The organism is Streptomyces sp. C10-9-1 (assembly GCF_024497955.1).
GTDB classification, from domain to species: Bacteria; Actinomycetota; Actinomycetes; order Streptomycetales; family Streptomycetaceae; genus Streptomyces; species Streptomyces sanyensis.
Genome location: NZ_JANHKP010000003.1, coordinates 392,998 through 412,853, shown reverse-complemented (window position 1 = coordinate 412,853; position 19,856 = coordinate 392,998). Strand labels below are relative to the sequence as shown.

18 protein-coding genes are annotated in these 19,856 nt (G+C 75.1%); 5 read left to right on the top strand and 13 right to left on the bottom strand.

Going from position 1 to position 19,856, the window contains the following annotated elements:
* Positions 1–4 precede the first annotated feature (4 nt).
* Positions 5–1,240, top strand: a complete 1,236-nt coding sequence (locus NPS70_RS06395; RefSeq protein ID WP_256523026.1) for a styrene monooxygenase/indole monooxygenase family protein — start codon at positions 5–7, stop codon at positions 1,238–1,240.
* A 132-nt stretch (positions 1,241–1,372) separates the two neighbouring features.
* On the opposite strand, the gene NPS70_RS06390 is transcribed toward NPS70_RS06395, so the two are convergent.
* The 3 genes from NPS70_RS06390 to NPS70_RS06380 are packed head-to-tail and all read right to left on the bottom strand — an operon-like array spanning position 1,373 to position 3,361.
* Entirely contained in the window at positions 1,373–1,648 is a 276-nt protein-coding gene (locus NPS70_RS06390) for a hypothetical protein (RefSeq protein ID WP_256523025.1), read from the bottom strand.
* A gap of 10 nt (positions 1,649–1,658) precedes the next feature.
* Positions 1,659–2,387 carry a TetR/AcrR family transcriptional regulator gene (locus NPS70_RS06385; protein WP_256523024.1) on the bottom strand — a complete coding sequence of 243 codons (729 nt, stop codon included), beginning with the start codon at positions 2,385–2,387 and terminating at the stop codon, positions 1,659–1,661.
* A 38-nt stretch (positions 2,388–2,425) separates the two neighbouring features.
* On the bottom strand, positions 2,426–3,361 hold the full coding sequence (locus tag NPS70_RS06380) for a diiron oxygenase (RefSeq protein ID WP_256523023.1): 936 nt from the start codon (positions 3,359–3,361) through the stop codon (positions 2,426–2,428).
* A gap of 189 nt (positions 3,362–3,550) precedes the next feature.
* Between NPS70_RS06380 and NPS70_RS06375 the strand changes: the two genes are divergently transcribed.
* Positions 3,551–4,666, top strand: a complete 1,116-nt coding sequence (locus NPS70_RS06375) for a ferritin-like domain-containing protein (protein WP_256523022.1) — start codon at positions 3,551–3,553, stop codon at positions 4,664–4,666.
* Positions 4,667–4,774: 108 nt separating this feature from the next.
* On the opposite strand, the gene NPS70_RS06370 is transcribed toward NPS70_RS06375, so the two are convergent.
* The 9 genes from NPS70_RS06370 to ligD form a co-directional block, all read right to left on the bottom strand.
* The gene (locus tag NPS70_RS06370; RefSeq protein WP_256523021.1) at positions 4,775–5,293 is read right to left on the bottom strand and encodes a DUF3291 domain-containing protein; all 519 of its coding nucleotides are present in this window, start codon (positions 5,291–5,293) and stop codon (positions 4,775–4,777) included.
* A complete protein-coding gene (locus tag NPS70_RS06365; RefSeq protein WP_256523020.1) occupies positions 5,290–6,366 on the bottom strand; it encodes an amidase in 1,077 nt (358 codons plus the stop codon). Before NPS70_RS06365 ends, NPS70_RS06370 begins: the two co-directional genes overlap by 4 nt.
* A 61-nt stretch (positions 6,367–6,427) precedes the next feature.
* On the bottom strand, positions 6,428–7,885 hold the full coding sequence (locus NPS70_RS06360; protein WP_256523019.1) for a penicillin-binding transpeptidase domain-containing protein: 1,458 nt from the start codon (positions 7,883–7,885) through the stop codon (positions 6,428–6,430).
* On the bottom strand, positions 7,882–9,264 hold the full coding sequence (locus NPS70_RS06355) for an FtsW/RodA/SpoVE family cell cycle protein (RefSeq protein WP_256523018.1): 1,383 nt from the start codon (positions 9,262–9,264) through the stop codon (positions 7,882–7,884). The genes NPS70_RS06360 and NPS70_RS06355 overlap by 4 nt, the downstream gene beginning before the upstream one ends.
* 202 nt (positions 9,265–9,466) lie before the next feature.
* Positions 9,467–9,805 carry a zinc-ribbon domain-containing protein gene (locus NPS70_RS06350; protein ID WP_256523017.1) on the bottom strand — a complete coding sequence of 113 codons (339 nt, stop codon included), beginning with the start codon at positions 9,803–9,805 and terminating at the stop codon, positions 9,467–9,469.
* Between the two features lie 61 nt (positions 9,806–9,866).
* Positions 9,867–11,960: a PBS lyase gene (locus NPS70_RS06345; protein WP_256523016.1), complete on the bottom strand. Its 2,094-nt coding sequence runs from the start codon at positions 11,958–11,960 to the stop codon at positions 9,867–9,869.
* Between the two features lie 339 nt (positions 11,961–12,299).
* Entirely contained in the window at positions 12,300–12,731 is a 432-nt protein-coding gene (locus NPS70_RS06340) for a DUF4440 domain-containing protein (protein ID WP_256523015.1), read from the bottom strand.
* Positions 12,732–12,823: 92 nt separating this feature from the next.
* Positions 12,824–13,771: an ATP-dependent DNA ligase gene (locus NPS70_RS06335; protein ID WP_256523014.1), complete on the bottom strand. Its 948-nt coding sequence runs from the start codon at positions 13,769–13,771 to the stop codon at positions 12,824–12,826.
* Positions 13,768–14,643 carry a non-homologous end-joining DNA ligase gene (gene ligD / locus NPS70_RS06330; RefSeq protein WP_256523013.1) on the bottom strand — a complete coding sequence of 292 codons (876 nt, stop codon included), beginning with the start codon at positions 14,641–14,643 and terminating at the stop codon, positions 13,768–13,770. Before ligD ends, NPS70_RS06335 begins: the two co-directional genes overlap by 4 nt.
* 41 nt (positions 14,644–14,684) lie before the next feature.
* Here ligD and NPS70_RS06325 point away from each other — a divergent pair, with 41 nt between their 5' ends.
* Positions 14,685–15,764, top strand: a complete 1,080-nt coding sequence (locus NPS70_RS06325; RefSeq protein WP_256523012.1) for a Ku protein — start codon at positions 14,685–14,687, stop codon at positions 15,762–15,764.
* Positions 15,765–15,948: 184 nt separating this feature from the next.
* The gene (locus NPS70_RS28855) at positions 15,949–16,023 is read left to right on the top strand and encodes a 50S ribosomal protein bL37 (RefSeq protein WP_374211945.1); all 75 of its coding nucleotides are present in this window, start codon (positions 15,949–15,951) and stop codon (positions 16,021–16,023) included.
* A 123-nt stretch (positions 16,024–16,146) separates the two neighbouring features.
* Here NPS70_RS28855 and NPS70_RS06320 read toward each other — a convergent pair whose 3' ends face one another.
* Positions 16,147–16,707, bottom strand: coding sequence for a TetR/AcrR family transcriptional regulator (locus NPS70_RS06320; RefSeq protein ID WP_256523011.1), 561 nt, complete (start codon positions 16,705–16,707; stop codon positions 16,147–16,149).
* Positions 16,708–16,823: 116 nt separating this feature from the next.
* Between NPS70_RS06320 and NPS70_RS06315 the strand changes: the two genes are divergently transcribed.
* Positions 16,824–18,428 carry an FAD-dependent oxidoreductase gene (locus tag NPS70_RS06315; RefSeq protein ID WP_256523010.1) on the top strand — a complete coding sequence of 535 codons (1,605 nt, stop codon included), beginning with the start codon at positions 16,824–16,826 and terminating at the stop codon, positions 18,426–18,428.
* Positions 18,429–19,856: the final 1,428 nt, after the last annotated feature.

The window sequence follows — 19,856 nt, the reverse complement described above, 5'->3', positions numbered from 1 at the left end:
CGCCATGCGGAAGATACTCATCGTCGGAGCCGGGCAGTCCGGTCTCCAGCTCGCGCTCGGCCTCCAGTCCCAGGGCTACGAGGTCACCCTGATGTCCAACCGCACGGCCGACGAGATCCGGTCCGGCCGCGTGATGTCGACCCAGTGCATGTTCCACACGGCGCTCCAGCACGAGCGCGACCTGGGGATCAACTTCTGGGAGTCCCAGGCGCCCCGCATCGAGGGCCTCGGCGTGTCCGTCGCGGGGCCCGACGGCGGGCGCGCCGTCGACTGGGTCGGCCGCCTCGGCGGGTACGCCCAGTCCGTGGACCAGCGCGTCAAGATGGCCGGCTGGATGGAGGCCTTCGCCCAGCGCGGCGGGCAGCTCGTCATCCACGGCGCCGCCGTCTCCGACCTCGACTACTTCTCCCGCGCCTACGACCTGGTCCTCGTCTCGGCGGGCAAGGGCGAGCTGGTCTCCCTCTTCGAGAGGGACGCCGACCGCTCCCCCTACGCAGAACCGCAGCGCGCCCTGGCCGTCTCCTACGTGCACGGCCTCGGGCCCCGCCCGGAGCACCCGGACTACGACGCGGTGCGCTGCAACCTGGTGCCGGGCGTCGGGGAGCTCTTCGTGATGCCCACCCTCACCACCTCCGGGCGCGCCGACATCCTCTTCTGGGAAGGCGTCCCCGGCGGCCCGCTGGACGTCTTCCGGGGCGTCCGGGACCCGGCCGAGCACCTGTCGCTGACCCTGGAGCTGATGGAGAAGTACACCCCCTGGGAGTACGCGCGCGCCACCCGGGTCGAACTCACCGACGCGGGCGGCACCCTCGCCGGCCGCTACGCCCCCACCGTGCGCAGGCCCGTGGGCCGGCTGCCCGGCGGCGGCCTGGTGCTCGGTGTGGCCGACGTCGTGGTGGCGAACGACCCGATCACCGGGCAGGGCTCCAACTCGGCCTCCAAGTGCGCCGCCTCCTACCTGGACTCCATCACCGCGCACGGCGACCGGCCCTTCGACGAGGAGTGGATGCGCGGCACGTTCGACCGCTACTGGGACACGGCGCGGCACGTGACCAAGTGGACCAACGCGATGCTCGGTGTGCCGCCGGAGCACGTGCTCGGCCTGATCGGCGCCGCCGGTGCCCACCAGCCCGTCGCCGACCGCTTCGCGAACGGCTTCAACGACCCGGCGGACTTCGAGGAGTTCTTCTACGACCCGGAGAAGACCGCCGCCTACCTGGCCTCGGTCGCCGGAGCCTGACGGGCCCCGATCCGCGCCCGCCCGCGGCCGCGTTCCCGGGCGCCACCGGGAGGTGGCAGCGGAGCGGTGCGGGCCCGGACGGGCCGCGGTCGGCACCGCCCGGGAGGTGCCGTCAGGCGGCCGCCGCGGGCCCTACCCGGGGTCCTTCGGCTTCGACCAGGGCCAGCGGATCTCCCGCCGCTCCACGCCCCCGGGGGCGTACTCGTACCTCCAGCCCTGCTGCAGGTGGAGCCGCTTGCTGTACCCCGCGGGCACGCGGCGGTAGACGTGCACCGTGTCGGGGGCGCCGTCGTCGTTCGGGACGGGGATCCGGTACCACTTCGGCGGGTGTCCGGTGGGCCCGACCAGGACGGGCAGGACGCGCCCGTCGAGCGGGCCGCCGCTGAAGTGCGTGTTCTCGCTTCTCACCCGGACAGTGTCACAGCAGGTGGGCCGCGCCGCCCACCACGGGGCCCAGCCGCTCGGCCAGGCTCCCGATGCGACCGCCCCGCTGCTCCTGCCGCAGCAGGCGGGCGACGGCCCGCGCGGTCTCCTCGTCGCCGGCCGCGGTGACGCCCAGCAGGCCGACCAGGTGTTCCACGAGCCAGTCGCGCAGGTCGTCCGCCCCGGGGTGCTTGCCCTCGTCGATCCAGATCAGCGACGCGGCCTCCACCGCGGCGATCCAGGTGCGGACCATCATGCCCAGGCGCGGCCCCGGGCGGGTCACGCCGAGGTGGCGCAGGATCTGCTCCGCCGCCGCCCGGCGGACCCCGTCCACGATCGCGGTGGTCCGCGAGGTCTCCGCGACGCTGCCCCCGCGCATCAGGGCGGTGAACCCGGTGTCGTGCTGGTCGACGAAGCGCAGGTAGCGGTCGAGGACGCGGGCGACCCGGTCGGTGGGGGGCCCGTCGGCGGGCTCGGCGAAGCACCCTTCCAGCTCCTCGGCCGCCGAGCGCAGGGCCGCCTCGTAGAGCTGCTGCTTGCCGCCGGCGAAGTAGCGGTAGACGAGCGGCCGGGAGACGCCCGCCGCCTCGGCCACGTCGTCGAGGGAGACCTCCTCGGGCGGCCGGTGGGCGAACAGGCCGAGGGCCGCCGCGAGGAGCTGGGCACGGCGCTCCTCGACACTGAGCCTGCGGTACGCGGGGGTGGCCGATGCGGGACTGGTCATGCCCGCAGGGTAGCCGCCGTGCCCGCGCCCACCGCTCGTCAGGCGAGGAGGCCCGAGCTCTTCCAGAGCCTGCGCCCGGGACCGCGCAGCAGGCCGACGTCGTCCAGGAAGTCGGTCAGCCTGCGGGCCCCGGTCTGCATCACCTCGCGCCGGTGGCCGCTCGCCCTCACCTGGGCGACGGCCTGGCGCCGGTCGAGGCCCACGTTGTCGTAGACCCGGGGGTTCACGAAGCACACGGAGAACACCCTGGCCGCCTCCCCGCAGCTCAGCCGGGTGAACTCACGCTCCCAGCGGGGTGCGGTCGCCATCTGGCGGCGCAGCTCCTCGCGGGCGTAGCGCACATGGCGGGCCTCCTCCACCACATGGATGCGGGTCACCCCGCGCACCAGCGTCTGCACCCGCTCGTCGGGGAAGGTCAGCCGTTGCATCCAGTCCAGGATCTCCTCGCCGAGCAGCGTGGCGGCGAAGGAACCCGGCGTGGTGGACACCGTCTTCAGCACCCGGGCGAGGTTGTGGTAGACGCGGGGGACGGGGTACTCGGGGGTCCCTCCCTTCTTGATCAGCCGGGCGAACATCATCGAGTGGCGGCACTCGTCGGCGATCTCCGTCAGGGCGTAGCGGACGTGGTTGCTGGTCAGCGACTTGTCGTAGATGTGGCGGACCAGCAGCTGCATCAGGATGACCTCGAACCAGATGCCCAGCGAGGCCAGCGAGGCGGCCTCGTGGCGCGCGAGGTCCCGGCGCTGCTCCTCGGACATCCGCCGCCACATCGGGGTGTCGTACAGGGAGACGAGCTCGGGGGGCCAGAACCACTTGCCGTCCTCCGCCGGGGCCTCCCAATCGAGTTCCCGGTCCGGGTCGAAGGAGTGCCTCGCGGAGGACTCGAGCAGGCGGGCGGCGACCTGCTCCCGGTCCCGGAGGAGGCCGAGGGCGTCGCGGAGCGGCTCTGCGCCGCGGGTGCTGAGGGGGGTCATGGCGGGCACCTCGTCACTGGGCTACCGGGTCCGGGAGTTATGAGACTCCCTGTCAGCAGGCTCGTCAATCCCTTCCGCACGACTTGTTGACTGACCGTCTACCCCCGTGTGACGCTGCCCACAGGTAATTGCACAGCGGTGAGCACGTAAGGGAACGCGCAACGGATCGTGAGGCGAAGGAGCCGCCCGGTGTCGACACAGGACCGCTACACCACCCCGCCCGACTCCCTGCTCTGGCAGGTGCCCGCCGACGGGGCAGCCCGGTTCAGCTGGGAGTACGACGACGGCCGTGACCGCCTCCTCGCCCTTTACCAGAAGGGCAAGGACAAGCAGTGGGACGGCGCCAAGCGCATCGACTGGGAGCTGGAGGTCGACCCGACGGACCCGCTGGGCACCCCCGACGAGGTGCTGCCCCTGCACAACACCCGCCACTGGGCTCGTCTGACCGAACGGGACCGGGGCGAGCTGCGCAAGCACTACACCTCCTGGCAGTTCAGCCAGTTCCTCCACGGCGAGCAGGGCGCGATGGTGTGCGCCGCGCGGATCGTCGAGTCCGTCCCGGACCTCGACGCCAAGTTCTACTCGGCCACCCAGACCATGGACGAGGCCCGCCACGCCGAGATCTACGGGCGCTTCCTGCACGAGAAGATCGGCATGCTGTACCCGATCAACGACAACCTCCGGGCCCTGCTCGGCGACACCCTGCGCGACTCCCGCTGGGACATGCCCTACCTCGGCATGCAGGTCCTCATCGAAGGGCTGGCCCTCGCCGCCTTCGGGATGATCCGCGACACCACGACCAAGCCGCTCCCGCGTCAGATCCTGACCTACGTCATGCAGGACGAGGCCCGCCACGTGGCCTTCGGCCGCATGGCGCTGCGCGACTACTACCGGGGGCTCACCGACGCCGAACGCCGCGAGCGCGAGGAGTTCGTCATCGAGGGCTGCTATCTGATGCGCGACCGGCTCCGCGGACTGGAGGTCCTGGAGAACTTCGGCGTGCCGCGGAAGGAGGCGGAGGAGTACACCGAGCAGTCGGAGTTCCTGCACCTCTTCCGCAAGCTGCTCTTCAGCCGGATCGTGCCCTGTGTGAAGGACATCGGGCTGTGGGGCGAGCGCCTGCAGAAGGCGTATCTGGACATGGGCGTCTTCGACCTCGGGGACGCCAACCTGGACCTGCTGATGACCCAGGACGAGGAGATGGCCGACCGGCTCGACCGCGAGCGCTTCGGCGCCGAGGAGCGCGAGCGCGTCGCCGAGGTGGCGACCGCGATCGCCGAGGGCGGCGCGGACGGGACGGCGTAGCGCACCCCGGCTCCCGTGCGCCCCGCCGGTCCCGGCGGGGCGCACCGGCACCCCGCGGGGACCGCGTGCGGGAACCCGCGGAGGGTGCCGCGCCCCGCGCGGGCGCGGTCAGCCGGAGGCCGCCGCCCCGGCCCGTTCGCCCTCCGGCGCGGAGCCGTCCCCGGACCGCTCCGCGCCGGCCGGGGGCGGCGGGAACGAGGTGCGCAGGGTGAACGCCCGCTCCGTCGGCCCGTGCTCCCTCAGGTGCCGCAGCCGCTCCTCGGCCTCCGCCGCGGAGGGCCGGTGCCCTGCGGGCACCCACCACAGTGCGGTCATGGCCTCCCTGACGCGCTCGAAGAACTCGAAGCGCCGGGCGAGCAGTTCCCGGTGCATGCCCTGGTACATGAACGCGGTCAGGGCGTTCGGGTCCCGCCACACCGACAGGTTCACGATGATCGAGGGGTCGTCGAACACGCGCACCTCGGTGGCGTCGCCCGTCTCGCCCTTCAGACGCCACACGAAGCCGTCGGATGCCTCGGCGACCGCGTTCACCGGTTCCAGGTTGTCGACGAAGTCCTTCAGCTCCGGGGAGTCCAGGGGGTGCTTGAGCCGGGCTATGTTCACCTGCGCGAGTTCGTAGGAGGTCATGGGCGCAGCGTAGTCAGCACCCGTTGCAGCGCAACGGATCTCCCGACCAGTGAGACGTCCGACCCCCTGGGCGCGACGAGTTGGAGGCCGACCGGGCAGCCGTCCGGGGTGAAGCCCGCCGGGATGCTGGCCGCGGGATGGCCGCTGAGGTTGAAGGCCCAGGTGAGAGCCGTGGAGTAGCGGTCCGGTCCGGGGCCGTCGTGGCCGTGCGGCCGGTTGGGCGTGGTGGGGGTCACCAGGACCTCCGCCGAGTCGAACAGGGTGTCCAGGACACGGTCGTTGCCCTCCCGTACGGTGCGTGCCTCCTCCGGGCGGCCCCCGCGCACCGCCCGCCAGGCGTCCGCCGGGTCCGCCAGCACCGGGTCCGCGCCGGTGGTGGCCAGGACGCCCGCCGACTCCAGGCGCCCCACGGCGGCCTCCGCGACCGCGAGGACTCCGGGGTCGACCCCGTCGGCGAATCCCAGGTCCGCCGACCACACCGCCCGCAGCGGCGCCCCGGGGCCCGGGACCGTCGCGGGCCCCGGGGCACCCGGAGCGCCGAGCAGGCAGTGCAGCGCGGCCAGGGCATCGGCCGCCGTCCGGGCCAGTAGCCCGGGGGCCGCGAGCCCGGTGGGGTCGGGGGAGGGAAGCAGCCCGTTGCTGGTCTTCAACCCGAACACCCCGCACCACGCCGCCGGGATGCGCACGGACCCCGCGCCGTCGCCGCCGGTCGCGAGGGCGGCCATGCCGGTGGCCACCGCGACGGCGGCCCCGGCGGAGGAGCCCCCCGGGGTGCGGTCGCTCCGCCACGGGTTCCGGGTCGGCCCATGGGCTCCGAGTCCCCAGGTGCGCCAGGGGGTGCCGGGCCCGGGGACGGCGGTGGCGCCCACGGGCACCGCCCCCGCGGCCACCAGCCTCCCGGCGGTGTCCGCGCGGAGCCCCGAGCGGCCCTTGACCGCGAGCGGCACCCCGGTGAGTTCGCCGGGCGGGTCCCGCCGCGTGGCGGCGGCCGCCTCCCTGTACACCTCGACGAAGGCGCTCAGCCCGGCGTCTTGCCGGTCGATCTCCTCCAGTGCCTTGCGGATCTCCTCCATGTCCCCTCCCGTGCCCCAGTCTGCCCGGTGCCGGGCAGCCGGGCTGGGGGCTCCCGCGGGCTCAGCCGGAGAGCACGGCCTCCATCACGGCGCGGGCGACCGGTGCGGCGCTGCCGCCTCCGCTGATCTCCGCGCGGTCCCCGGTGGCGTCCTCGACGACCACCGCCACGGCCACCTGCGGCTGCGGCGCGTCCTCGGCCCGCGCCCAGGAGATGAACCAGGCGTAGGGCGTGCCCGCGTTGCCGACCCCGTGCTGGGCGGTGCCCGTCTTGCCGCCGACGACCGCCCCCGGGATCGCGGCCCGCCCGCCCGTCCCGTCCTCGACCGCCCGCACCATCAGCTCCCGCAGGCGGGCGGCGGTCGCGGCACTCACCGCCTGCCGACCCGCCCCCGGCCCGTAGTGGGCGACCGGGTCGCCGCCGGCGCGGGTCGCTTCCTCGACCAGGTACGGCCTGCGCAGGGTGCCGCCGGACGCGACCGCGGACGCGACCATCGCCATCTGCAGGGGCGTCGCCGTGGTGTTGAACTGCCCGATGGAGGAGAGGGCCACCTGGTCGGGGGACATGTCCGTGTCGAAGTTGGAGCGGGCGACCGCCGCGGGGATGCGCAGCCCGGTGTCGTTGAAGCCGAAGGCCACCGCCGTCCCGACCATGTCCGCGAGGCCCACGCGTGCTCCGAGACGGGCCATGACGGTGTTGCACGACCAGCGGACGGCATAGGAGAGGGAGGCGTCCTCGCAGCCCTCGGCCGCGTCCGGGAGCACGGTGGCCGTCCCGGGCAGCAGGTAGGGGTGAGGGGTGCGGGTCGGGGCGTCGACGTCCTCCACCACCCCGGACTCCAGCGCCGCCGCGGCCGTCACGATCTTGAAGGCGGAGCCGGGGGGATAGGTCTGCCGGATGGCCCGGTTGAGCAGGGGGCGGTCGGCCGCACCGTTGAGCCGGGTCCAGGCCCCGGCGGCTGCCTCGCCCGCACCCGAGAAGGCGGACGGGTCGTAGCTGGGGCTGCTGACCAGTGCGAGGATCCGCCCGGTCGCGGGCTCGATCGCGGCGACCGCCCCGCGGCGGCCGTCCAGCCCCTCGAAGGCGGCCCGCTGGGCGGCGTCCCGGATGGTGGTGACGACCCGCCCGCCCGGCCGCCGCCGGCTGCCGAGGCCGTCGAGCAGGGGGAGCGGCGACAGCAGCGGGTCGGTGCCCGCCAGGATGCCGTCCTGGAGGTTCTCGACGAGTGAGGTGCCGTAGCGCTGGGACGCGTACCCGGTGACGGGCGCGTAGAGGGCGCCGTCGCGGTAGGTCCGCTCGTAGCGCAGCCTCCGCCCGGTGTCCCGGGAGCCCGTCACGGGACGCCCGTCCACCACGATGTCCCCGCGCGGCAGGCTCCACCGGGCGATGTCGTCCCTGAGGTCGGCCGGGTTGTCCCGCAGGGGCGGGCCCGGCACGAGCTGGACACGGGCCGCGTTCACCAGCAGCACGGCCAGCAGCAGCGCGCAGACCGCGGCCACGTGCCGGGTGCAGCGGTTCACCGCAGTACCGCCGGACGCACCGGGGGCCGGTCCGCGGTGCCTGCGGCCGCCGGGCGCGGCGCCCGGGCCGCGTGGCTCAGCCGGACGAGCAGCGCCACGATCACCCAGCTGGTCACCACGGAGGAGCCGCCCTGCGCGAGGAAGGGCATCGCCATGCCGGTGAGCGGGACGAGGCCGGTGACGCCTCCGGCGATGACGAAGACCTGGAGGGCGAGGACCGAGGACAGCCCGACCGCGAGCAGGGTGCCGAAGGCGTCGGGCGTGTCCAGCGCCGCGCGGAAGCCCCGCCCCACCAGCAGCGCGTAGAGCAGGAGCAGGGCGGTCAGCCCGGCCAGGCCGAGTTCCTCGCCGACGGTGGCCAGGATGAAGTCCGACTTGGCGGCGAAGCCGATCAGGGCCGAGTGCCCGAGCCCGAGCCCGGTGCCGGACATCCCGCCGTGGGCGAAGGCGAACAGCGACTGGGCGAGCTGGCCGGGGCCCTGCCCTGCGGTGATCGAGGCGAACGGGTCGAGCCAGTCCGCCACCCGGCTGTGGACGTGCGGCTCCAGCGAACCGACCGCCCATGCGCCCGCGGAGGCCAGCAGCAGACCGGCGCCGATCCAGCCGATCCGGCCGGTGGCGACGTAGAGCAGGACGACGAAGAGGCCGAAGAACAGCAGGGAGGTGCCGAGGTCGCGCTCCACGACGAGCACGAGCATGCTCAGCAGCCACACGGCGAGCGCGGGAGCCAGCGTCCGGCCGAAGGGCCCCCGGGGGGCCTTCGGCCGGCGGCCCGTGTGCGGGAGCTTCGGCCGGTGGGCGGCCAGCCGGGCGGCGAAGTACACGGTGAGGAGCACCTTGGCGAACTCGCCCGGCTGGATGGACAGGTCGCCCACCCGGATCCAGATGCGGGCCCCGTTGACGGAGGGGAAGAGGACCGGCGCGCCGAGCAGGAGCAGGGCGGCGACCCCGCCGGCGCGGGCGTGCCTGCGCAGGCGCCGGTGGTCGTGCACGGCGATGACGGCGGCGCAGAAGAGGACCGCGCCGAGGGCCGACCAGACCAGCTGGGTGGGCGCGGCGAGCTCGCCCGGGGTCTCCTGGTCGAGCCGGTGGACGAGCACCAGGCCGATGCCGTTGAGCAGGACGGCGATCGGCAGCAGGAGCGGGTCGGCGTAAGGGGCGCGCAGGCGGACGACCAGGTGGCCGAGGAGCGCGAGGGTGCCCAGGCCCGCCGCGTAGCCCGCCGTGTCCGGTGGGACGGCCCCGTGCCGCGCGAGTCCCACGGCGGCGTACCCGTAGACGCAGACGAGGACGGCGCAGACGAGCAGGGACAGCTCGACCCCCCGCCGCTTGGCGCGGGGCGGCGCGTGCCGGGGAGCATCCGCCGTCAGTGCGGTCATGCCACGCAACGTAGCAAGCGTACGGAGTTCTTGTCCGTTTATGTCACGGTGCGTTGGTCTGGTGGCGGGGTTGTGTGTGACTCTCCGTCAGGGCTTCCTTCTGGTGGTGCGGGGGCCTCGGCCGGCTGCCCCGGGGGCCTGCGGGGCCAGGGGTGGCGCGCCCGGCAGGGCCGGGCCGCCCCGCCCGTGAAGTGACGTTTCCTCAGTTCTGGTAGGGGTTGTGCTGCCCGTGGGCCTGGCCGTACCGCGGTCCGGTCGCGGGGTCCGCCCCGTACCCGGCCCGGTGGCCCGGCGCCGACTGCCCGCCCCCGGCCTGCTGCCGGAGCTGCTCCGCCTGTGCGGCGGTCGTCTGCTGCTCGGCCCCGCAGAAGGTGCACTGCGTCGCGTACTTCGTCGAGAACGGGAACAGCGGGACGAAGAACAGGGTGAACCTGGTGACCCGCTTGCGCAGGGTGTGCGCCGCGGGGTTGCCGCAGCGGCCGCAGACGAGGGTCAGGACGGCCAGCTGGTGCAGATAGCCCTTGGTACCGAAGATGATCATGTGGTGCCTCGTCCTTCGTCGTCGTGCGCACACACCGGGCGCCGCCGTCCGGGCGGCGTGCTCACGGCCCGCCGGTGACCGTCTGCCGGCACAGCGCCAGCAGCCTCTCGTCCGCGAAGATGTCATGAACCCCCGTGCCGCCGTCCAGCGCGTTGTGCCGTCGCGGCGACAGGAGTTCCCGGTCGACCAGCCGGTCGGCGCCCTCGGCGCCCCGCGTGGACAGCTCCGCCAGGACGGCGGCCACCCGCGGACGTGCGTACGGCAGCTCCTCCCACGCCCGGCGCAGTACCGGCCAGGCCCGGCCGGGGTCGCCCGTCACCCGCCAGAGCGCGGCGGCCGACTCCACCCGGGTCCACGGCTCCGCGGAGCGCATCAGCGAGCCGAGCAGCGGTGCGGCCGCGGCACCGGCGCCGCCGAGCCGTCCCGCCACCGACGCCGCGGTGCGCCGCGCCCCCTCGTCCCGGCCGCCCAGCACCTCGCACAGCACCGGCAGCGCGGTGTCCGCGTCGCGGTCGATGGCCCACAGCGCGCCGGCCGCCCGGGCGTTCAGCGCCGCCGGGAGGCCGCCGTCCGCCGTGCGTGCGGGCATGAGCAGCGTCCGGAGCACGGGTGCCGCCTCCCCTGCGGCCGGTCCGAAGGAGGCCAGCGTGCGCAGCGCCCCGGCCACCACCTGCTCCCTGCCGTACGCGGGGGCCCCGCGCAGCACGCGCAGCACCGCGGGGACGGCCGCGGGCAGCATGTCGGCGGCCCGCACCGCAGCCAGGCCCCGCAGCAGCGGCTCCGCCCGCTCCGGCAGCCTTCCGTCGAGGCCGAGGCGCGCCAGGCGGTCGCAGAGCGCGGGTGCGAGCGGCGCTGCCGCCGTGCCCAGCCGGTCGAGGGAGCGGGCGAGGTCGGCCGGGGTGTCGCCCTGCCGGAGGATCTCGGCCAGGATCGGCACCACCCGGGGGTCGCCCGCCCGGGCGAGCGCGAGGACGGGGGCGCCCAGCGCGTCCCGCCCGTCGGGGCCGGAGCGCACCCAGCAGCGCGGATCGGTGTTCAGCTGCTCCAGCAGGGCGTCGGCCGCCGGTGCGGCCAGCTGGAACAGGCCGCCCAGGACGGCCGCGGCGGCGTCCTGCAGGTGCGGGTCCCGGTCGGCGAGCTGCTCGCCGATCAGGGCCACCAGCTCGCCGTAGGCGCCGCGCCAGGTCCGCAGCAGCTCCTCGCTCATGCGTACGGCGTCGATGCGCTGACTGAGGTCGGGGCTGCACAGCTGGTCGGCGAGGAGGGCGATGCGGTCGTCCACCCGGTCGCCCAGGCCCGCGTGCAGGGTCCTCAGCAGCCCGGCCGTCCACGGGGCGACCCGTCCGGCGACCGCCGCGGCCCGTATCTCGCGGGCCGCCCCGGTCAGCGGCGGGGGCGGCTCCGAGGAGGCGGCCACCACGACGGGCGCCGCCCGCATCTCGCGGAGCACGCCGGTCGCCCAGGGGACCACGTCGACGGGGAGCGAGGCGGGGGAGCAGCGCGCCAGCTGAGCCAGCGCGCCCAGGCGCAGCCCCGCGCAGTAGCCCGAGTCCTTCACCCCGATGAGCCAGTCGACGACCTCGGGGGTGAGGTCGCGGTGCCGGAGCGCTATCCGCCCGCCCGCCTCTATGCAGGCGAGCCGGACCTCGTCGTCCGTCTCGACCGGCAGGCGTCCGCGCAGCAGGCGCAGCACCCTGACCGGGTCGGGGTGCAGTGTGGCCAGCGCGAGCGGCACCACCAGCCGCACCTCGCGGTCGTGATCGCCCGCCAGCTGCAGGAAGACCTCGGAGCCGGCGGCGACCGCGGAGGCCGCCATGGCGTAGTTGGCGGCGTCCTCGAACTCCTCGTCCTCCGGGTCCAGCTCGTCGTCCCCGTCCAGGTCGATGCCGCCGATGCTGGTCAGCAGCTCGACGACGGGGCCGCGGTCCTCCACCAGGGGGTCGGCGACCAGCTCCATCAGGTAGGGGATGCAGGCGAGTGTGGAATCGAAGACCTCACCCTGGCTGTGCACCGTGGCGTACAGCGAGTCCAGGGCGCCCTCCCTCTCCGCGGCGTCGGCGGAGGCCAGTCCCCGCAGTAATCCCGGCACGCCGTCGGCCGGGCCGTAGGCATGCTCCAGCGCTGCCCAGTCGACCTCGTCGATCCCTGCGAACACCAATTGCCCCCATCCCAAGAACTCTCGTCCCGTCCTTGTGTCTGGGGAGAGTGTGCCCCACGTCCCGGGCGAGGCGACCGGTATCGCGCCGCGCGGTTGCCGCCCCGGGCGGGCCCGCCGGGCGCCCGTGCCGCCCCCGGGGCCGCCGCGGCGGTGCCCGCGGCGGGAGTTCGGGCCCGCAGTGCGGGCGGGGCCGAGGACGGGTCGTGCCGTAACGGACCTTCCGGGCGCCGTCGCTGTCACCGCGTGCCGAGGGCACAACGGCCGGATCAGGGTGGTCCCCCACCGGGCGTCCGGACGGCCCCCGCAGGCCGCCCGGACGGCCCTTGCGGCCCCGGGCTACAGGGCGTCGCCCCAGCCGCCCTGCATCATCGTCTGGAAGGCCCAGCCGTCGCCCCGCCGGACGAGGACGTCGGCGTAGCGCAGCCGCTGCACCGTCTCGCCCGCCGTCATGGTCGAGTCGGTGAACACCACGGCCATCGCGGGCGACAGGAAGACGGGGGTGCGCTCCGACTCGAAGGAGATGCCGGCCTCTCCCGCGTCGGCGAGCACCCGCCGCATGGTCTCCGTGTAGCGTCCGCGGTCCCATTGCGCGCACGCCCCGCGGCCCGTCTCGTCGTCGCTCACCAGGTTGAGCGGGAAGACGGCCAGATCGGCCATGCGCTCGACGTCGCGTGCCGCGCTGGCCTCGTCGTAGGCGGCGAACCAGGCGTCCAGGCCCGCACGGTCCTCGGGGGTGGGGGTGTAGCCGGTGTCGGGAAGCAGGGTCATCGCAACTCCTCGGGATGCTCGGCGGGCCCACCCGGCGAAGGGCCGGGGGCGGCGGTGACCGTATGCCCTCCGCCCCAACTAGTCAAACTTTATTAGTCTCCCTCGCTCCCGGGAGCCCGCTCACCGGGGGCCCCGGGGTCGAACTCCTCGGGCAGCCGCAACCGCCGCACCGTCACCACCGGATGCCGGGCGGTCCCCGCCTCCACCTCGGCCGTCAGGCCGGGGGAGAGCGGGCTGTAGCCGATCGCGCCGCGGCCGGGCGCCACCGCCGTGCCGGTCCCCGGCGCCCTCCAGCGGGGCAGCAGGGCCGCCGCCTGCGCGCGCAGGGCGGGCGCCAGCGGGCGCGAGACCAGCGGCGCCGCCTCACCGGGCACGGCGAGCACCAGTGCCGAGGGCCGCTCCGGCCTGCCGGTGAACCCCAGGACGGCCGCGTCGCGGCCGGTGGTGCGCCGCAGCTTGCGCCATGCCCGCACCCCGCTCCGGTACGGCTGGTCCCACCGTTTGACCACCAGGCCCTCGACGCCGAGCGCGTGCAGGGCCTCCAGCCAGGTCTGCGCCTCGTCCGGGTCGCGGGTCATCGGTACCGGCTGGATCGGCGGCCCCAGCGGCCCCACCAGCGCGACCAGTCGCGCCCGGCGCCGCCCGTACGGCAGCGGCCGCAGGTCCTCGTCGCCCGCGGCCAGCAGGTCGAAGGCCGCGTACGAGGCGGGCAGCGCGCGGGCCAGGGCGGGCGCGCGGCCCGGGGTCGCCGCGGCCCGCCGCTGGACCGCGGCGAAGTCCGTCCGCCCGTCCCGCCACACGACCACCTCGCCGTCGAGCACGGTCCCCTCCGGCAGTGCCGCGGCGGCTCGCTCCAGGTCGGGGAAGGCGGCCGTGACGATCCGCCCGGACCGCGCCTGGAGCACCGCCCTCCCCCCGGTGGCGAAGAGCACCATGCGATGCCCGTCGAACTTGGGCTCGTAGGCCAGGCCCGCCTCCCTCGGCAGGGCGGCCACCGGCTCCGCCGTGGCCACCCGCAGCGGCGGCCGGAGGGTGCTCACGGCAGCCGCCCCCCGGCCCCGGGGTCCGTGAGCGGTGCGAGGAGGTCCCCGTGGCGCTCGAGGCGGGCGGGCATGTCCCCGAGGCGGAAGACCAGTGGCCCGCGCCGCTCCACCTCCTCCCAGGTCACCGGTGCCGACACCGTGGGCTCCCGGCGGGCGCGCAGGGTGTAGGGCGCCGCGGTGGTCTTGGCGGCGGCGTTCTGGCTGTGGTCCACGAACACCTTCCCGGGGCGCAGGGCCCGGGCCATCCGGTGCAGCACCAGCCCCGGCAGCGCCGCCTCCCCCGCGACCGCGAGCGAGCGCGCGTAGGCCGACACTTCCCGCGAGGGTGTCGGTGCCAGGGGGACCAGCAGGTGCAGCCCCTTGGCACCCGAGGTCTTGGCGTAGGCGTCCAGGCCGTCCTCGGCGAGCCTCTCCCGCAGCCACAGGGCGACCTCGCAGCACTCCTCCAGACCGGCGGGCGCCCCCGGGTCGAGATCCAGCACCAGGCGGTCGGCGAGCCCCGGGGTGTCCGCCCGCCACTGGGGGGTGTGGAACTCGGTGACCAGGTTGGCGGCCCAGACCAGGGTCGGCAGGTCGTCCACCACGACCTGCCGGGCGCCGGGGTCGTCCGACCGGGGGACGGGCGCCGTGCCCACCCACTCGGGGATGCCGGGGGGCGGGTTCCTGGTGAAGAAGACCTGGCCGTCGGGGCCGTCGGGGTAGCGCAGGAAGGAGGTCGGACGATGGCGCAGATGGGGCAGCATCGCGGGCGCCGCCACGGCGTAGTAGTGCAGGATCTCGCCCTTGGTGGTCCCGGTCGCCGGGTGGATGACCTTGTCCAGGTTGCTCAGCGCCAGCCGCCGGCCCGCCACCTCTGTGATCGGCGTCATACGATGAGAATCCCATGATTCCGGTAGGGAAGGGACATAGCGTGCGATCCATATGGAACGGTGCGATCTCCTTCGGTCTGGTGAGCATTCCGATCAAGCTCGTGAACGCGACCGAGAGCCATGCGGTGTCCTTCCGGCAGATCCACGAGGCGGACGGCGGCCGGATCCGCTACCGCAAGGTCTGCGAGCTGGAGGAGAAGGAGGTCCCCACCGCCGAGATCGGCCGGGCCTACGAGGACGCCGACGGCTCGATGATCCCCATCACGGACGAGGATCTGGCGTCGCTGCCGCTGCCGACCGCCAAGACGATCGAGATCGTGGCCTTCGTGCCCGCCGCCGACATAGACCCGCTCCAGATGGACGCCGCGTACTACCTCTCCGCGAACGGGGCGCCGGCCGCCAAGCCGTACACCCTGCTCCGTGAGGCGCTCAAGCGCAGCAACAAGGTGGCCATAGCCAAGTTCGCGCTCCGGGGCCGCGAGCGCTTGGGCATGCTGCGCGTCGTCGACGACGTGATCGCCATGCACGGGCTGCTGTGGCCGGACGAGATCCGCGCACCGGAGGGGGTGGCTCCGCAGGTGGAGGTGACCGTGCGCGACGCCGAGCTCGATCTGGCCGACGCCCTCATGGACACGCTCGGCGAGGTGGACCTGGAGTCCCTCCACGACGACTACCGCGAGGCCGTCGAGGCGATGATCGCCGCCAAGGCCGAGGGCGGGGCCGTCCCGGTGCCGGAGCCGGGTGGGGGCGACGGGGGGCGGGTCATCGACCTGATGGCCGCGCTGGAGGGCAGCGTGCGCGCCGCGAAGGAGGCGCGAGGGGAGGAGGGGGGTGTCGCCGGGGTCACCCCGATCGCGGGCCGCTCGGCTCCCAAGGCGGCGAGCGGCAAGAAGTCCACGGCCCGTACGGCGGGGAAGGGCGGGGGCGCCAAGGCGGCTCCGGCCAAGTCCACGGCGCGGACGTCGAAGACGGCCGGGAAGGCGGCGCCGAAGCGGGCGCGGTCCGGGGCGTCCGGTAAGGCGGAGGCGCCGGGGGGCGGGTCGGGCGCGAAGTCCGCCGACGGGTCCGGGGGGCGGTCCGCCGCGAAGAAGACGGCGTCCCGCCGCCGGAGCTCCGCCTGACGCAGGGGCGGTTCGCCGGAGGGTCGCCGCGGATGCCTTGCCGGTGTGCCGCCGTGGGTGGCGGGCCGCCCTCCCCGGTGCGCCGCAGTGCGTGGCGGGCCGCCCTCCCCGGTGCGCCGTACGGCCTCGGAACCTAGACTGATCGACGCCCGGAATGACCGATATGCGGAGAGGGGGTGTCGTCATGTCGAAGCGAGGCAACAAGCGCCGTGCGCGCAAGAAGAAGAGCGCCAACCACGGCAAGCGCCCCAACGCCTGAGCGCCCGGGGGCGGGGGCGGGCCGAAAGCCGCCCACCCCGGAGCCCGTGCGGGCCGAACCGGCGGAGTGCGGCGCGGCGGGCGGCCCTGCGGGGCCGCCCTCGCGCGGCGCCGACGGGCGCCTCTACGGCCCCTCGGCCGTGAGGTAGCGCTGGACGGTGGGCCCCAGCCAGGCGATCACCTCGTCGCGGGACAGTTCGACCGCTGGCGGCAGGTGCAGCACGTAGCGCGCGAGTGCCATCCCGAGGATCTGGGACGCGGCGAGCGCGGCTCGGCGCGGCGCCTCGGCGGGGTCGGGGCAGACGCCGAGTGCGACGGGGCCGAGCTGCTCCGCGAAGATCGCCTGCATCCGCTCCGCTCCGGTGGCGTTGGTGACCCCCACGCGCAGCAGCCCGGTGAGCACGTCGTCCCGCTCCCACCGGTCGAGGAAGTGCGTGACGAGCGCGGTGCCGACGTGCCGGGAGGGCAGGGCGCCGAGCTCCGGGAGTTCGAGCTCGATCGCCGAGGCCGCGGCGAACAGCCCCTCCTTGTTCCCGAAGTAGCGCATGACCATCGACGGGTCGATCCCCGCGTCGCGGGCGATGGCCCGGATGGTCGCCCGCTCGTAGCCGTCGGAGGCGAAGCGCTCGCGGGCGGCTTCGAGGATCGCGGCGCGTGTGGCGTCGGAGCGGCGTGCGGTCGTCATGCCAACAACAGTAGGCCAACGGGTGTTGACGGGCCATCCCGGGGTGCCCTAGGTTGACCAACAAGCGTTGACCAACGCTTGTTGGCAAACGATCGTAGGCACACCTGGAGGCAGTGATGAGCAGGAAGGGAACACCCGGCGTCCCGGGCGCCGACGCGGTCCCGGGCGCGGTCCCGGACTCGGGCCCCGGCGCGGAGCAGGTCCCCGCGGCGGTCCCGGGGAAGGCAGCCGACGGCACCGATGCGGACGTCCTCGTCGTGGGCGCGGGGCCGACCGGGCTGCTGCTCGCCGGGGACCTGGCCGCCGCCGGGCTGCGGGTCACGCTCGTCGAGCGCAGGGAGCCGGGCATCAGCAACCTGACGCGCGCCTTCGGGGTGCACGCCCGCACCCTGGAGCAGCTCGACGCCCGCGGCCTCGCCGACGAGCTGGTCGCCACGGGCACGCCCGTCACGGAGCTGAGCCTCTTCCGGCGGCTCACGCTCGACCTCGGCCGGCTGTCCTCCCGCTTCGCCTTCCTGCTGGTCACCCCGCAGTTCGAGGTCGAACGGCTCCTGGAGCGCAGGGCGCTCGCCGCCGGGGTCCGCTTCCGGTACGGGGCGGAACTCCGTGGTCTGAGTCAGGACGCCGACTCCGTCACCGCCGAACTCGCCGGTCCCGGGGCGTCCCCACTGCGGGCCCGCTACCTCGTCGGCACCGACGGCCTGCGCAGTGCGGTGCGCGGTGCGCTGGGCCTGCCCTTCCCCGGGGTGTCCGTGGTGCGCTCCATCGTCCTCGCCGACGTCCGGCTGGCGCAGGAGCCCGAGGGGCTGCTCACCGTGGCCGCCTCGGGGGACGCCTTCGCGTTCATCACCCCGTTCGGCGGCGGCTGGTACCGGGTGATGGGCTGGGACCGCGGCCGCCAGGCGCCCGACGGCGAGCCGGTGGAGCTCGACGAGGTCAGGGCGATCGCCCGCAAGGCGCTCGGCAGCGACTTCGGGATGCACGGCCCCCGCTGGATGTCCCGCTTCCACAGCGACGAGCGCCAGGTGCCCTCCTACCGCGTCGGCCGCGTCTTCCTCGCGGGAGACGCCGCGCATGTGCACTCCCCCGCAGGAGGGCAGGGCATGAACACCGGGCTCCAGGATGCGGCCAACCTCTCCTGGAAGCTCGCGGCGGTCCTGCGGGGGGAGGCGTCCGACCCCGAGGGGCTGCTGGACAGCTACCACGGCGAACGGCATCCCGTCGGGGCCGGTGTACTGCGCAGCAGCGGCGCGATCGTCCGCCTCGCCATGGCCCGCACCCCGCTCCAGCGCGCGGCCCGCGGGCTCGCGGCAGGGCTGCTGAACGCCGTGCGTCCGGCCTCCGCGCGGGCCATGGGAATGATCACGGGCATCGGCATCTCCTACGGTCCCGGTGCCCGGCGTGTTCCGGACCTGGCCCTGCGCGAGGGCAGGCTCTACGAGCTGCTGCGGGAGCGGGCGTTCGTGCTCGTCGCCCCGTCGGGCGAGACCCCCGGTCTGCCCGGCACCTCGCCGGTGGCGGGTGGGCACCTGATACGGGCCACCTGGGCCGATCCGGCCCGCCGCGACACGCTCCTGGTCCGGCCCGACGGCTACGCGGTCCCGTCGGGGGAGGGGAAGGGGGGAAGGCGGCAGGGGCGGGGCCGCCCCGGGGGTGCCTCTCCGGCCTCTCCGGCCTCTCCTGCCCCCGGGTCCGCGGCCGGCGCCGGCGAGCGCCGGTGACGGGAGGGCGAGGCTGTCCGACCCGGCGCGCCGGGTCGGCGCGGGCGGTGCTCGACGGGGGAGGCCCCGGCGCATCCCGGCCGCGGCGCCGGAGGGCCCGCGCGGGGGCCTGACGGCTCCCCGCCCGGGCCGGTGGGCGGGGAGCCGTCAGGTGCCCACCGCCCGCACGAGGCCGCTGTCGGCGCCGAAGCGCGGCCGCCGACCGGTGGCGGCACGGGGCGGACATCCCGGCGGAGGGGCCGCTGCGCGGGCGCCGGCCCTCGCCCCCGGCTCCGGCGTCCCGCCTCCCGCGTTCCGCGTTCCGTCGGCGGGGCGCCGGGAGCGCCGGTCCGCCCGAGCTGATCCGGTCCGCCCGAGCTGATCCGGGCGGTCCGGGCGGTCCGGAAGCCACCTCCGCTTTCGCGTGGGGGCGGCCCGAGGGCTGCGGCCCGTCCCCGGTTTGCCCGCCTCCGCAGGGCTCCGGGCATCCCCCGGGGAGTATTCACCTGACGGTGCGTGATCGCTGGCGCGCGATCAAGACGGCGCCGCCGGCCCTGCCCTCGGCACGGCGTCCGTCCGGACCCGTATTGCCGGAGGGCGCCCCCTGGGTGTGCCGAGCGTGAGGAAGCGGACCGGTGCCGTGCTCCCGGCCGTCGCCTCCAGCATCAGCAGGGCGCCGCAGTCCCGGCCGACCGGATCAGCGTCGCCCTCCGTGACCCGTGACCCGTGACCCGTGGCCCGCGCCCGTGCCCCGGCCGCCTGACGCCTGACGCCTGACGCCTGACGCGGCAAGGGTCCGCCCCGGCCGCGTCGAGCCCGGCGAACAGGGGTGCCGTCCGGGCCCGGACCTTCGCTCGGGCTTTCGTCTGCGCCGCCACCGCGCACCGCGGGTGTCCGCCTTCCGGGTGCCGCGACCGGCGGGTTCCGGCCGATGCCGCCGGAGCCGGGCCGGGGTCGGTTCCATGACCCGTACCGCCGTACCGCCGTACCGCGTCCGGTCGAGCGGGACCCTTTCCGCTCGACCCCGCGCGACGCCCTCCCCCGGACGGCGGATGCCGCGCGAAGTGCCCTTCACAGCCTGTCGAGTGCCCCTCCGCCCGGCAGACGGCACCCTCGGGCCGGCCGTGCACGCGGTCGCACAGCGTTCGCCGAGGGGCGTGGATGCGCAGGGGTGCACGGGATCCTCCGGTCCGAGGGCCCCCGGGCGGCACCGCCCAGTCGGTCCCTCGCGTCAGGGGGCTCCGTTCCGCCGTCAGCCGGCCTGCCGGCACCGTCCAACGGCTCCGGGCGGCCGGCCCGTGCGCCTGCGCGCCGCCGCTCTCTCGGCACCGGGCCGTGCATCCTCGGCCGGGGTACCGGGTACGCGGCACGCGGGGTGGTGGACGCAGCAACGGAATATACCCCCTGGGGTACTGATGTTAGGGTGGATGTAATACCCCCTGGGGTAAT

Coding starts and splice junctions, on each gene's coding strand:
- NPS70_RS06395 (WP_256523026.1), top strand. CDS start 5: ATGCGGAAGATACTCATCGTCGGAGCCGGGCAGTCCGGTCTCCAGCTC.
- NPS70_RS06355 (WP_256523018.1), bottom strand. CDS start 9,264: ATGACCGCACTGACGGCGGATGCTCCCCGGCACGCGCCGCCCCGCGCC.
- NPS70_RS06315 (WP_256523010.1), top strand. CDS start 16,824: ATGAGCAGGAAGGGAACACCCGGCGTCCCGGGCGCCGACGCGGTCCCG.
- NPS70_RS06385 (WP_256523024.1), bottom strand. CDS start 2,387: ATGACCAGTCCCGCATCGGCCACCCCCGCGTACCGCAGGCTCAGTGTC.
- NPS70_RS06380 (WP_256523023.1), bottom strand. CDS start 3,361: ATGACCCCCCTCAGCACCCGCGGCGCAGAGCCGCTCCGCGACGCCCTC.
- NPS70_RS06370 (WP_256523021.1), bottom strand. CDS start 5,293: ATGACCTCCTACGAACTCGCGCAGGTGAACATAGCCCGGCTCAAGCAC.
- NPS70_RS06365 (WP_256523020.1), bottom strand. CDS start 6,366: ATGGAGGAGATCCGCAAGGCACTGGAGGAGATCGACCGGCAAGACGCC.
- NPS70_RS06320 (WP_256523011.1), bottom strand. CDS start 16,707: ATGACGACCGCACGCCGCTCCGACGCCACACGCGCCGCGATCCTCGAA.
- NPS70_RS06350 (WP_256523017.1), bottom strand. CDS start 9,805: ATGATCATCTTCGGTACCAAGGGCTATCTGCACCAGCTGGCCGTCCTG.
- NPS70_RS06340 (WP_256523015.1), bottom strand. CDS start 12,731: ATGACCCTGCTTCCCGACACCGGCTACACCCCCACCCCCGAGGACCGT.
- ligD (WP_256523013.1), bottom strand. CDS start 14,643: ATGACGCCGATCACAGAGGTGGCGGGCCGGCGGCTGGCGCTGAGCAAC.